8 protein-coding genes are annotated in these 14,009 nt (G+C 44.4%); all 8 read right to left on the reverse strand.

The features are described 5' to 3' along the window. Nucleotides 1-48: 48 nt before the first annotated feature. On the reverse strand, nt 49-1,227 hold the full coding sequence (locus GWR56_RS18855) for a DUF4185 domain-containing protein (RefSeq protein WP_162432750.1): 1,179 nt from the start codon (nt 1,225-1,227) through the stop codon (nt 49-51). Nucleotides 1,228-1,253: 26 nt separating this feature from the next. Beyond that, nucleotides 1,254-2,420, reverse strand: a complete 1,167-nt coding sequence (locus tag GWR56_RS18860; protein WP_162432751.1) for a prolipoprotein diacylglyceryl transferase — start codon at nt 2,418-2,420, stop codon at nt 1,254-1,256. Between the two features lie 120 nt (nt 2,421-2,540). Beyond that, nucleotides 2,541-5,660 (reverse strand): TonB-dependent receptor, encoded by a 3,120-nt coding sequence (locus GWR56_RS18865; protein WP_162432752.1) that lies wholly within the window; start codon nt 5,658-5,660, stop codon nt 2,541-2,543. Nucleotides 5,661-5,700: 40 nt separating this feature from the next. Next, nucleotides 5,701-7,407, reverse strand: coding sequence for a RagB/SusD family nutrient uptake outer membrane protein (locus GWR56_RS18870; protein WP_162432753.1), 1,707 nt, complete (start codon nt 7,405-7,407; stop codon nt 5,701-5,703). A 27-nt stretch (nt 7,408-7,434) separates the two neighbouring features. Then, nucleotides 7,435-10,530: a SusC/RagA family TonB-linked outer membrane protein gene (locus GWR56_RS18875; protein ID WP_162432754.1), complete on the reverse strand. Its 3,096-nt coding sequence runs from the start codon at nt 10,528-10,530 to the stop codon at nt 7,435-7,437. A gap of 94 nt (nt 10,531-10,624) precedes the next feature. Further along, nucleotides 10,625-11,626 carry a DUF4961 domain-containing protein gene (locus tag GWR56_RS18880; RefSeq protein WP_162432755.1) on the reverse strand — a complete coding sequence of 334 codons (1,002 nt, stop codon included), beginning with the start codon at nt 11,624-11,626 and terminating at the stop codon, nt 10,625-10,627. A 22-nt stretch (nt 11,627-11,648) separates the two neighbouring features. After that, nucleotides 11,649-12,086, reverse strand: a complete 438-nt coding sequence (locus GWR56_RS18885) for a DUF5004 domain-containing protein (protein ID WP_162432756.1) — start codon at nt 12,084-12,086, stop codon at nt 11,649-11,651. A 17-nt stretch (nt 12,087-12,103) separates the two neighbouring features. Then, on the reverse strand, nt 12,104-13,855 hold the full coding sequence (locus GWR56_RS18890; RefSeq protein WP_162432757.1) for a RagB/SusD family nutrient uptake outer membrane protein: 1,752 nt from the start codon (nt 13,853-13,855) through the stop codon (nt 12,104-12,106). Between the last annotated feature and the right edge of the window lie 154 nt (nt 13,856-14,009).

The following is a 14,009-nucleotide window of genomic DNA, read 5'->3' on the forward strand; positions in this document are numbered from 1 at the left end:
GCTAATGTAAACAACATTTTTAACAGCAGCAAATTATACTTTACAAAATTAGCGGAATTTAACCCTGATAAAACGCGGCCTGTATAGATTGGGATCGGCTTCAAGGTCTTTTATAAACTCAACCGAGTTGATGTTATAGCTTATAAGCAGCTCGCCGGGCTTAGATAAGGTAGGATGCGCCTTGGCATTATAAACTACATAAGTTTTTTGCGCCAGGTCGGGTTTACAGTCCCACAATTTTATAACCGGGCCAAACGGGCCAACGGGGCTTGCCCCTATCCGCATCCCAACCGTAGTGCTCATGCCGCCATGCTGAAAAACCAGGGCGTACCGTCCATCGGGCAAAGCAGAAACGCTAAGCTCGTTGGATACGCTGTTGGTAACAGGTGCGGCTTTATCAATATCACCAACCCAGGCAGTGCCATCCCAGTAATCCCACTTTTTAAAGTCCTCAAAATTAACGGGGAGTACGCGGGCTACGAGCAGGTTTTTAGCCATGCCCCGTACGCCGTATATGTAAATGTAACCATCGGGCTTTGGTGCGCCTGCGGCTTTGGTGTTTACATAAACGCCCGCACCAAATGAGCCTATATCATCTTTTCCATCAGTTAAATAAAACGGGGTATCCATTTGTTTAACTTCTTTAAAAGACATCTGTGCCCCTCCCTGTATCTTAATAAGTGTATTACCTACTTCCCTAAAACCAAAGGCCCCTGTGCTGACATTCCTAACGCGGTAGCCAAAAATATAGGTTGCATTATTTACCTGGTTTACAAAGCCATCTCCAAGCCAGTAATAATCAGAAGGGGCTGTTTGAGGTGTTGCCGGTATAAACAATGATTCGGGCTTGCCATTTGCATCAGTACCCCAGTAAAACTTCATTTTATCTTTAATTGGCTTGTTGCCCTCCAGTATCGCTGCCGAATTATGAATCATTTTATAACCCGGCACCATAGCGTTATCCCGAATTTCGCCGATCATGCTATCGCTAAATATGAAAAGTGTTTTACCGTTTAACCCGGTATGCCTGCTTTCTACGCCGTTTAGCGGTATGGTATAAATGCCATCGCCGCCAAACCAACCTGTATTACGTTTTAACAAAGCCGACCACTCCGGGGCTTCTTCCACAGTGAATTGCAGATGGGTGAGATCTACAGATTTAGTTTGCGCATGGGCTTGCAGCAACGCCGTGCAGATATATATACAAACCAATGTAATCCTTCTCATGGGTTCAATCAATTTAAATTATAGGTTTATACAGGTTGGCGATACGGCCTAAAGCGTTTGTAAGCAATTATGGCTATGCCCACAACCCCACCAAGCAACATCAGGCCACCAATTAGTTCTGCTTGTGTAAAGGTAATACCTAAATAACTGTAATTGAAATTTATGCGGATGTGTTCAATTAAAAAACGCTCGCCGCCGTTAAGTATAAGGTAAATACAAAACATTAGCCCCGGTACTTTTATTTTTTTTCGGAATGTCCACATCAGCAAAAACATTCCTATACATAAAGTGGCCTCATAAAACGGCGTTGGGTAAACCCCTTTTACAAGCTGGTTACAATAATTACCGTTGCAGCTGGGTATTGGTATGCCCGCGTTAATGGCATTGTGCGGATATTTGAAACTCCACATCCAATTGGGCAGCCAATTAAGCCATTGTGGCTTAACACGCATATTTATTATCCCCCAATCGCCGTCGCCGGCCAATTGGCAGCCTATACGGCCAATACCGTAAGCCAGCATCATACCGGGCGAGCCTATATCTGCCAGGTGTACCTGTTTCATACCATGCCGATACCCGATATACAGGTACGTGAGCGCGCCAAATATTAAGCCGCCATAATAAGCAAAACCGTTTGATGAGAACAACACCGCCAAGGGGTTATACCTAAACTGGGCAATATGCTCCGCTGCATCGAACAGCTTGGCCCCAATAAACCCGAAAAAGCCGACACTGAAAACAATAAGCCCCATTAACTGGTAAGGGTGCCGCGTTTCCTCAATCATCGTTGATTTTTGTAACTGATCGCGCTTTTTATCAAGGTAAACCCATACCGCAAATGCGGTTCCGGCCAATAGGCCTGCTATTGTGCTGCCATGTATTGAAAGTAGGTATCTACGCGGATCTGCTACAAAGCTTTGGTAATTAAAAATCGCCCCTAAAAATTTAAACCCTAAAATAAATCCCAATAAGAAATTTGCCAGTATATCTAACACAGAAGCGGGCTTACCAAATACAAGCGTGCGTTTAAAGGCATGTATCTTACCGTTAGCCTCGTATCTTTTAAACTCGGATGTAAATACTACATAGGCCAATAAAAACGACAAAGCCACAAAAAAACCCAGCGTTTGTATAGGGAACGAGAACCGGGTGTTGAACACGTATTCAAAGAGGTGGCCTATGGTTGGAAACATATCGCTAATGTAAAAAATACCGTTAAATTCCCTGTGCCCAACTGTATATGACCTATGGTATAAAAGCAAACAGGGATCAACCACTTTCGTGTGATGACCCCTGCCCGTTTATTTTAGTACTTAAAAACCAAACTGTACACCCAGGTTAATTACACGCTGGTTAATATAAGCATCGCCGGCGGTGTTGGTTGATATCTCCGGGTCCTGCTGATATTTGTTATAGTTATCCCATGTAAACAGGTTATATGCACTCACATATACCCTTGCGTTATTGATCTTGAATGGTAACAATTTGTTTGGCAACTGGTAGCCAATATCAATAGTTTTTAAACGGATGTAGTAAGCGTTGATAAGCCAGTAGTCGCTAAAATACGAAGTGGGGCTGTTTACCGATGTAGGGTTTAAGCCTAGCCTTGGGAAGTTTGCTGTAGAGGCTGTTTCTGGCGTCCACCGTTCCTGATGTATAGGTTGAAACTGGCTCTGGAATGGCTCGATACCGGTGCCAATTACAGCGAAGCTATAATTAAAGGAACCCTGGAACAATACACTTACACTAAAACCTTTGTAAGCCGCCTGCAGCGAAAGGCCCAGGGTTGTATTAGGCAGGTTTGGGTTACCAATGGCCCGTTTATCAAATACGTTTATAACACCATCGCCATTTAAGTCCTGGTAGCGCAGATCGCCGGGTTGCAGTGCTATGCCATTATCTGGCAAGGCGATAGGATTACCTGCATTTGAGCCCTGGTGGGCGTTTTTATAAGTGGTGATGGCCGCAATATCATCAGCCGTGTAATACCCAAGGTAATGATAACCATATTGCTGGCCAATAGAGTAACCTGTTTGTGCCAACCAGGGGTAAGCGGGTGCGGCCTCGTCTTGAAAAAGTATCTTATTTTTAGCATACGAAAAAACAAAACCGGTGTTATACTGGAACTGGCCAATATTGCCATGATAGCTTATCTGCCCGTCGAAACCCTGATTTTGAGTTTTACCTATATTAACAGCAGGCAAGCCTACACCTAATATTAAAGGCACACTTCCCGGTGTAATCAACTGGTCGTCGCGTATATCATGGAAATAATCAAAGGTTACCGATATTTTATCACGAAACAGGTTCATATCCACTCCTATATCCAGTTTGCGGGCACGTTCCCAAACTACGGTTGGGTTGCCTAACGCGCCCTCGTAAATGGTAACATAGTTTTGTTGCGATTGGCCAAAATTATACCCGCCGCCGTTGTTATAAACCTGGTTGTAAACATACCGGTTACCGGGCGCGGCATCAGAGCCTACCAAACCGTAACTGGCGCGTAATTTAAACAGGCTGAACACAGGCAGTGCCTCAGAAAAGAAATCCTCTTTTATGATATTGTAACCAACACTAACCGCGGGGAATAAACCAAAGCGATGGTTGGCGGCAAAACGGTCGGTACCGTTATATGCCAGGTCAAAGTCTATCAGATATTTCTGTTTATAATCATACGATACTTTGCCCGACACCCCCCTGAACTTTTGCGGTACACCTACTAAATCTCCGGATAAAAGATTTTGGGCAAAGAGTGTATTTGACCGTTGATTAAACAGCACCAGGCCCGAAAAATGGTGGGTGTTGCTAAACGTACGGTCGTAATTAAGAAATAGCTGCAGGTTATAATTGTTAGTATTAATATCTGTATTACCTGTTAAGCCATAGTTTTGATAAACATACGTTCCGCCGGGACGAAGGGAGTATTGGTCCATAACAGGATTGTAATGATATGACGGAATCCCCTCGTTAAATATCTGCTTGGTATACTGCTCTACACTGGAGTAAGCAATACGACCCGACAATGATAACCCATCCGTAATGGCATCCAGCTTTTGTGTGGCCCCAAACAGGAAGTTAAAATCGGTTCTGCGCGAATGCTGGTATCCCCCGGTTGCCAACCGTGCGTTTAGTGTAGGCAGGTGGTCGGGGTTAAAGTTTGAATAAGCATAGCTATAGGAACCGTTAGGGTTTAAATAAGGCGATGTAAATGGCGTTTCTTTGGTAAAGTTGTAAACCTCGCCTACCGCGTTTTGATTGTAAGGCTGGTTAAGATCAGAAAAACGTGTTGTTACATCTAAACGCAGATCGAGGGTTTTATTTACCTTCAGATCAAGGTTTGAACGGAAGTTATATCTGCGGAAGTAATAGTTAGTATTCACCAAACTTTGCGGATCGGCAAAATCGCGTACCAAACCGTTTTGGTTTAATGCCCCGCCGGATATAAAGTATTTTAGCGCTTGTGTACCGCCCGAAATATCTAAATTAGTATTAGCCTGGTAACTTTGTTTTTTAAATATCTTATCGTACCAGTTTACATTCGGGTGGCCATATGGGTCGTCGTTATTTTTAAAATGAGCAAGATCTTCCGGTGTGAAGCTTTGCGGGAGGCCATCGTTCAATTGCGCTTCGTTTATCAGCAAAGCCGAATTGTAAGAATCCAAAAACTTTGGTGTTTTGGTTGGCTGCTGCACACCGCCCTCTACCCTTAAATTCACTTTTGGGGTACCGCTTTTACCACGCCGTGTAGTTACCACCAATACGCCGTTTGCTCCCTTTATACCATACACAGCGGTTGTAGAAGCATCTTTTAAGATAGAGATGCTTTCAATTTCGTTTACGTTTATTTGTTGTAACTGGTCGTAACTGTACTCAATATCATCTACAATAATAAGCGGTTGGTTACCTGCAGGGTTTAACGAGCTTATACCGCGGATAAAGAAGTCTGATGCATCTTTACCCGGCTGGCCCGATCCCTGCTGCGAGAAAAACCCGGGTAGCTTACCTGTCAGCGCGTTTTGCACGTTGGCTGTAGGCACGGTACGTATTTCGCCGGCAGATATAGAGCTTACCGCACCTGTATTGGTAATACGCTTACGTGTTCCGTACGCCACTACCGATACCTCGTCAAGGCCATTGGTACTTGTTTGCAAAATAATGTCAAGTGGTTTGTTGGCCTCTACCTTTAGTTCCCGGTTTATGTAGCCAATAAATCGCACTATAATGGTATTGGTTTGCCCTTTTAAGGTAAGCGTAAAACGGCCGTTCACATCGGTTATCGTGCCGTTGGTAGGTATACCTTTTTCTACAACCGATACCCCCGGCAACACCCCTGCTATATCGCGCACCTTGCCCGTAACTATTGTATTTTGCGCATACAAAGCCATCGGCAGCAACGTAAATATTATTTGAAAGAAAAGTATTATTTTTCTCATAACTGCTTAATTAATTTAGTTTAATTGATCGTTAGGGTAATTACCATCCGGGGTTTTGTTTCATATTCGGGTTTTTTTGCACCTCATCGTATGGTATAGGGTATAAATACATTTTTGGTGCATTAAACCTGGTTGTAAGCACATCAATAGGGTTATAGTTAAGCGTATTACCCACACGTACAATACTAACGCCTTCGCGGGGCTGGTTCATGGTGTTTTCAGCCAGCTTCCACCGGCGTATGTCCCAGTAACGGCTCTCTTCAAAAGCAAGTTCAATACGGCGTTCGTTTTGCACTATTGTACGCATTTCGTCTTTGGTCATACCAGCCTTTAAGCCATACAGGTTGTCGGCGCCTGCTGCAATGCCCGCGCGTTTGCGTATACTTATAACAGTGTTATAAACATCGGTAGTTGGCCCCGCAGATTCATTCAGGGCTTCGGCATAACCTAATAAAAGGTCGGCATAACGCATTATCAACCAATCGGTATTATGCGCACTGTATGAGTTGGTGTTCTCAAAGTTGCCCATGAACTTACGCATGTAGTAGCCCGTTTTAGTTTGCTGTAACGAACCGTTAGGTTTACTTTGCCCGCCTTCAAACGTTTGTATTTGTGTGTTTAGCCACTGCGCCCCATTATAAAGTATGGTATAAGTTAACCGTGGGTCGCGGTTGTTATATGGGTTATTAATATCGTATTGCGAAGCCGGGTCGTCTATAGGCAAACCATTTGCCATAGGAAAAGCATCCACCAGGCCCTGTGTGGGGCTGGTTTGGCCTTTACCGGTAGCAGCGGTAAAACCTATAGGGCCGTTGCTGGTTTCTACATTAGTGTTATTGCCGCCCTGGCGCATAAATAAAATTTCGGGATTGTTTTGAGTTAAAAACACATCCTTAAAATTTGGCAGCAGCGAGTAGGTACCTAAATCTATCACATCTTTTGCTGCGGTAGCAGCGGCTGTCCACCTGCCGGCATCATAACTGGTATAACCTGTTAAATTATTTGCCGGATCGATATTTCCGCCATTAAACAGCGGACTTGCCGCATACAAAAGCACCCTTGCTTTTAACGCCAGCGCCGATCCTTTGGTTGGGCGATGGCTATCCGCATTCGGGTCGCTTATAGGGTATACCAGCAACGAATCCTTGATAGCGTCGCATTCGCTGACGATGTACTTTATACACTCATCAAAAGAGTTACGCGGGAGCGATATATCGTCAGATATAGTATATACATGGTTGCCCATTAAAGGTACGCCGCCATAACGCTTTACCAGTTCAAAGTAAAACATAGCCCTTAAAAACCTGGCTTCACTTTTCCAAACATACTTCATCGAAAAACCGTTGTATTTGGCCAATACCGGTACCACATCAATATTATTCACAAACTCGTTAGCCTGGCGTATGCCGGCATAATAGGTGCCCCACAAATTTTCATCGGCGGGCAGCGTATAGGAGTTATAAGACCCCGTAGATAATATAGTAACAACGTTTGAAGGGCCGGATGCCGAAGAAATAGCGTCATCTGATGCGGCATCAAGGTAATCGCCGCCAACCCGGTTATGGCCGTTGCGCAAAACGGAGTATACACCGTAAAGGTAATGCTGCGCGTTTGTACCAGCCGAGTCCCGCGGGTCGAAAATGTGCGTGATATCCACCTTGTCTACGGGTGTCTGTTCGTATTTTTTGCAACCTGCTATTGCCAGTATAAGTGCTATGGCTGCTATAATTTTTTTGTGATTTTTCATGATCGTATTTTTTATAATGGCCAAAATTTAAAGTTTAACGGTTACACCAACATTTACTACCCGTTGTATGGGGTATGCACCGTTGCTAACTTCAGGATCGATACCTTTATAACCATAAAGGGTTACCAGGTTTTCGCCATTAGCAAATAACCTCATGCCCGATAACTTGAATTTATGTATCCACTGATAAGGTAGATTGTAGCCTATCTCCGCATTTTTTAACCTTAGATAATCGCCGGAGCGAACATACAGGGTTGAATTGGCTGTATTGTTGGCATTGCCAAGCGAAAGGCGGGGAAGCGTTGCCGTAGACGCGGTTTCGGGCGTCCACCTGCCGGTTAGGTTATCGTAGCCCTGGCCTGCGTAGGTAAGTCCTAAAAAGCCCACCCCTGCAAAGCTGTTTACCATGGCTTTATTAAACATAAACTCGTTGTTTTTAACGCCTTGTATGATCATGCTGAAGCTAAACCCTTTATAATTGAACCCTAACGACGTGCCGTAGAACAACAATGGTTTTTTGTTGGCAATTGCCGAAATGTCAAACTGATTAATCACACCGTCGTTATTCAGGTCCGCGTATTTTACGTCACCCGCTTGTGCGGTATAACCGGTAGTTGTGGCACTGTTTGCAGCCTCCTGGGCATCTTTAAAGAAACCTAACGCTGTGTAAGCGTAAACAGCACGTGTAGACTGGCCCGTGTGGCGCAGCCACGGGTACGGCGAAGGTGTTTCATCGCTGAATACATTTTTTGAGTATTGTAAAGAGGCGTTACCTGATATAAAGTAATTGAAATTGCCAATGTTGTTTTGATAGGTTAAGGTAAGCTCTTCTCCCTGGTTAAGCACTACTCCAATATTTTCTGCCGAATAAGGGGTACCCAATAACAGACTATTGCGTCCGCGTATCTGCAACAGGTCTTTATACCTGTCATGATAATAATCGGCGGTTATTTTGAAATGATCGTTGAACAGGGCGATGTCTGCGCCAATATCAATCTTATCAGCTTTTTCCCAACTGATGTAAGGGTTGGCTAACTGGTTTTGGAAAATACCCTGTACATCGCTGCGGCTTGTACCTGTGCTGTATTGGTAGCCATTAGGCGAACCGTAAGTTTGAATAAAGTTATAGTATCCAAAATTATCTACGTTGGCATTACCGGTGCGGCCATAGGTGGCGCGCCATTTCCATGAAGTTATAAAGTTTAGGTTATCCTTAATAAAATCTTCTTTAGCCATTTGCCAGCCTAAGCCACCGGCGTAAAATATACCAAACTGTTTGCCCGGAGGGTACCGGCTGTAGCCGCTGCGGTTTACAGCGCCTTCTATAAAGTATTTTCCGTCGTAGTTATAACCGGCTTTAAAAGCCTCGTTGGTGGTTGTGCTTGTTAAATCGAAATTAAGGTTAACCGAACGGGTATCATATAGCAACATACCTGTAACATTGTGCTTGCCAAATTGCCTGTCGTAATCCAGTGCCACCTGCGCAAATGCATAGCGGGCGCTTGATATGCTGGTAAAATTATTTACTTGCGCAACAGGGCTGCCCACCCCGGCGTAGGTGTCGTCGGGCTTTATTAAAAAGGTGTTGTTTTGCAACGACCTGTTAAGCAATCCCTGTGATGACAGCGCCAGGTTACCTTTAGCCTTAGCAGACAAGCCCTTGGTAACGCTGCTCATATCATAGGTAAGATCTAAATTGGCCAGTACATCGTTACTGTTTGTGCGCTGGTAACCAGAAAATTGCGATTGCGACAAAAGGTTATTGGTAAATGTGGTGGTACCGCCAAAAGAGCCATCCGGGTTGGTAGCCGGATAGGCGTTGTTTGGTGTGGAATATAAACCGCTAAGAATGTTGTTATAACCCGCACCTGGCTGCGTGCCCGACTGGATACGGCCAAACAACTGCAAATCGACAACAAATTTTTTAGTCACGTTAACTGTCAGGTCTGAGTTGATGATGTAACGGCTTAAGTTATTATTGGTATTGTACGGTACCGAAGATGCTGTTTTAAACATGCCATCCTGGTTAAGGTAGTTTAATGATACACTGTACCTTGCTATTGCCGAGCCACCATTTACATTAAGTTTATAACTGGTAATAGCCGAATTATCGCGCAGTAACATATTATACCAGTTCACATCAGGATGCCGCACCGGGTCGCTGTGGTCGCGGTAAGCGTTAAAATCGGCACTGCTGTAAATAGGTAGTTTGCCGTCATTCTGTAATGCCTCATTATACAGGTAAGCATACTGATAAGCAGGTAACGGTGTAGGCAAACCCAGCGGGGATTGTAAACCTGTTTGCGCCGTAAATGATATGCGCGGCGGGCCGGCCTGTGCACGCTTGGTAGTAATAAGCAGAACGCCCCTTGAACCGTTTATGCCTAATAATATATTAGAAAATCCGTCCTTTAAAACCGAAACCGATTCAATGCTTTCCGGGTCAAGCGAAGCTATCTCCCGTTGTACACCATCAATAATGGTTATCGGCACCTGGCCACGCAGGTATAGGTTAAACTCGGTATTATCATTAGCTGAGTAGTTGTTGTGCAACACTACGTTACCAATAAAATCGCCTTGAGTTTGCGGCGTAGTTTGGGGGGTTGCAAAGCCGCTATACTGTTGCGTATATAAACCCGAAAGCTGGCCCGGTAACGCATAAGTGTAAAGCGTTGCAGGTGTAGTTGTAAGCTGGTTGGTGTATACGGTTGATATAGCACCCAGGTATTTGTCTGCATCGGCTTTGCCGTACAGCACGTCGATTTTTGCAGGCGTTTTAATGTAGGTATCAATCAGCCTGACGGTTATTGCCCGGTTATCTTTTACGGTGGCCTGGCGTACATTATAATTAGGGTGTATAAATACCAGGGTTGTATTGTTAGCGGCACTGATTTCAAAACTGCCATTTTTATCAGTGCTCACCGTATCTGCTTTGCCCTTAACACTTACCTTAACCCCTTTTAAAGGATTACCGTATTCATCAAGCGCAACACCAACGGCCATGCCGGGGCGGGCATTAACTTTCGCGGTGGTATCCTGCTGCATAGCCCGGCCTGTTGTGCACAGCGCCAGCATCAGTATAACCAAAGCCGTAAAATATTTATTTAAGTAGCATTTAGCCATTGTATAAAGTTTAAATTGTTGGCAAAAATTAAAATATCGTTTTAGCAGGGGCAAGCATAGGTTATTGCATGTGCCACTGTTATATAAAAGCTTATTATTCGCACTTAAAGGTGTACACAAACGGTTCGAGTGTGTTACCGTAACCCACTTTAGTTGTTCCCGCTTTATTGGTTACGAAGTACTCCATCTTTGTAATGGTTTGCGCATCGGTTATATTAAAAAACGCCCTGGGCCAAAAAGTTACACGATACCTTTTGCTGGTTGCCGTTGTTTGCACCATCCGTGTTTTATCAGTCTGTTCGCACACCTGTATGGTTTTACCATCGTTGGTATACGCGGTTGCACATAAATACAATTCGTTCTCGCCGCTAAGCGGAGTTGCTACCACGGTACCATCAAAAGTTAGGGTAACAAAATCATTGTCCAGTGATTTAGGCGGATCTACAATGGTAAGCTGTGGGTTACAGAAATCTACTACATCGCCGGTACCCCCGGTTAGCTCAAAGCAAGGGGTTACCACTTCACTATAATAGGTGCCGTTACCATCACTGGTGAAGCCGTTGCCGCTATCGGTAATCACATAGCCCAGCTTTACAAGCGTGTTGTTATTATCGGCGCCAACTTTTATATTTATTGATATATCACCCGTAAAAGTGTTGCCGTTGTGAGTAAAAGATTTATCTGATTGATAGGCCACCCACTCCATATCATCAATAAGGTTACCGCCTATCCCAAAGGTTTTTTTCATGTATGCCGGCCAGGTTAAACCCCCGCCATTTTTAGGCAACGTAGCATCGGTAAGCAGCGTCATGGTGCCGCCGCCCAATGCAGGGCTGTTATAGGTTACTTTAGTGTTTTGAGCAGCTTTCCATCCTTTCGGCACCAAAAAGCCAAAAATCAGGTAGTCAGGGCCGCCGTCGCCTGCAGTAGGGATTGAAATATGTACCGTGATAGGCACAGTTGCCCCTACTGTTGCTGTGGCTGGTTGGTCTACTCCGGTAATTACTTCGCCGCAGCAAGCCAATACTATACCTAGTATTATGCATGTGCACGCCCGCCATAAAATTTTACCTTTTATATGTAAATATGATCTCATAATCTGTTTTTGTTTTGTGGCCTTAGTTAACCTTTTGCAGTACGTACACGTAAGAGTTGTTAGCGCAGCCCGGACTAAAAGTAAGGCTAAGCTGGCGTTTACCATTTACTATTGGATAGGTAAATGCTGTAGAAACCGGTGTGCCGCCAGCTGCTGTAAACGTTATTTTATACGGGTACTCCGGGTCGTCAAGCGCGAACATGCCATCCTGGTTAACGATAAAGGGCAACCTGTTGGTAAGTTTGTAACCGCTCCCGTCAAAGTTTATCCTAAACTGGCCAAAATCTACAAGGCCTGCTAAATCGGTGCCGTTACGGGTTGCTTTTATTACCTGCCAGCTTCCGCTTATATCTTTCAACGCTTCCTGCTTAGGCAGTACTTTTTCTGTTTTACATGCTGCGGCCATCAGCGTCACCAACAGCAATAACAGCATGCCTTTTATATTGTAAAACTTTTTCATTTAATAATTTTTCAATGTTAATATCCTGGGTTTTGGAACAGTTCAGGCGATTTAGCAACCTCGGTTTGAGGTAGTGGCCATAGGTACATTGCCGGGCGGAAATTGCGCTTACGTACATTAAAAATAGTATAGGTAGCGGCATTACCATTTCGATTGATCTCGAGCCCTTTTGTTTGAATATTATCGGTTTGTTCCGCGATCTTCCAGCGGCGCACATCCCAGAAACGGTGAGCTTCAAAAGCAAGTTCTATACGTCGCTCGTTTTGGATGGCCAAACGCATGCCTGCCTGGTCAAGGCCTGCCGGTAACTGATACGGCATTAAACCCGCCCTCTGCCTTATAGCCTCAACAGCAGCATACACTTGCGTTGTCGGCCCTTCATATTCGTTCGCCGCTTCGGCATAGTTAAGCAAAACCTCGGCATAACGCATTAAAGGGAGCACCCTTTCGGTATTATGCATAAAATCTTGTGATACCGCATTAGGCGAAAGCATTTTGTTGGTATAATAACCTGTCGATGTGCCTACATGCACGGCATCCGGGCCAGTAGATATTCCCTTATAATTACCCTGGAAAATATTAACCGGCGTGAAGCCAGGAACAAGCCTGTTTTGCAACAATGTTTGGTCGCGGATAACGGTAAAATCTAAACGCGGGTCGCGGCCTTTAAAAGGGTCCTGCGGATCATAACCTGATGTAAGATCGGTAATTGCCTTACCATTTGCCATCGGAAACGCATCAACCAGTCCCTGTAAGGGGAATGCTCCGTTTTTTCCTGTACGCGATGGCGGTTGAAACAGTTCTTCCAGATCGGAGTTATCTGAAGGGCGCATCAGCTCAAATATATATTCGGTATTATAGCGCTGGGTAAACAAATTTTGAAATCCTATACCCGGCTTGGAGTTATCTACATTTAATTGATATGCACCAAGGCCAATAACAGCTGCCGCCGCATCCCGCGCTATTCTCCACCTCTCCTTATCAAAACCCGGATATCCTAAAACCGCGTCGTTTTTTGTGCCTGTGAGCGATTGCCCGTTAAATAGCGGACTTGCTGCATATAACAGCACCCTGGCTTTAAGCGCAAGGCAAGCGCCTTTTGAAGCCCTGCCATAATTTAAACCTGTTTGCGTATTTGGCAGGTCAGTTGCGGCAGCATCACACTCGGCCACAATATAGTTCACACACTCTTCGTAAGTGTTGCGGCCTGCGGGGATTTTATCCGTGTAGGTATAAATACTATCGCCCAGTAAATGTATACCGCCATAATGTTTAAGCAAAATAGCATAATACCAGGCGCGTAAAAACCGGGCTTCGGCTTTCATTTGCGCCTTCGCAAAAGCATTAATAGGCACATTGGGCAGGTTTTTCAGCAACTGATTAACTGACCTGATATTGGTATATGATATCCTGTAGGCGTCATCGGTAACCACAGCGGCATTAATTGTACCTGTTTCCCACGCCAGCGCAGTAGACCCGCCAGAGTTGTAAACTTCCGCCTCGTCCGACGACGCGTCTAAGCCTCCATTGGGTGTTTGATTAAAGGGAGAAGGCCCATAAGTGAACCGCTTTGCCGAAGCGCTAAACCCAACATTTTCGTAGATACCGGCTAAAAAGCGCACTGTATTGGCACTATCTTTAAACACGGTTTCTTCTGTTAAGTTAGATGTGGTAGTTTGCCCCAGGAAACCGTCCTTTTTACACGATGCAAAAAGAAACAGCGCCAAAAAAAGGGAATAAGCAACCAGCTTAAAGTAAATTTTTCTCATATTTTAGAATTATAATAATAAAGCTATTAATTCCGGGTATTTTGTATGCTGAAGTATAAAAAATCGTTTTAGCAAGCTGTACAGGATTGCACGATATAGGTACTTCTTAAATTAAATAATTGGTTTATAATTATGTGCTAATATATATTGTAAA

The sequence above is a fragment of the Mucilaginibacter sp. 14171R-50 genome, assembly GCF_010093045.1.
Lineage (GTDB): Bacteria > Bacteroidota > Bacteroidia > Sphingobacteriales > Sphingobacteriaceae > Mucilaginibacter.

Excerpts from the sequence above, each read along its gene's own strand:
- GWR56_RS18885 (WP_162432756.1), bottom strand. The coding sequence starts at position 12,086 with ATGAAAAAGTTTTACAATATAAAAGGCATGCTGTTATTGCTGTTGGTG.
- GWR56_RS18890 (WP_162432757.1), bottom strand. The coding sequence starts at position 13,855 with ATGAGAAAAATTTACTTTAAGCTGGTTGCTTATTCCCTTTTTTTGGCG.
- GWR56_RS18865 (WP_162432752.1), bottom strand. The coding sequence starts at position 5,660 with ATGAGAAAAATAATACTTTTCTTTCAAATAATATTTACGTTGCTGCCG.
- GWR56_RS18860 (WP_162432751.1), bottom strand. The coding sequence starts at position 2,420 with ATGTTTCCAACCATAGGCCACCTCTTTGAATACGTGTTCAACACCCGG.
- GWR56_RS18855 (WP_162432750.1), bottom strand. The coding sequence starts at position 1,227 with ATGAGAAGGATTACATTGGTTTGTATATATATCTGCACGGCGTTGCTG.
- GWR56_RS18875 (WP_162432754.1), bottom strand. The coding sequence starts at position 10,530 with ATGGCTAAATGCTACTTAAATAAATATTTTACGGCTTTGGTTATACTG.
- GWR56_RS18880 (WP_162432755.1), bottom strand. The coding sequence starts at position 11,626 with ATGAGATCATATTTACATATAAAAGGTAAAATTTTATGGCGGGCGTGC.
- GWR56_RS18870 (WP_162432753.1), bottom strand. The coding sequence starts at position 7,407 with ATGAAAAATCACAAAAAAATTATAGCAGCCATAGCACTTATACTGGCA.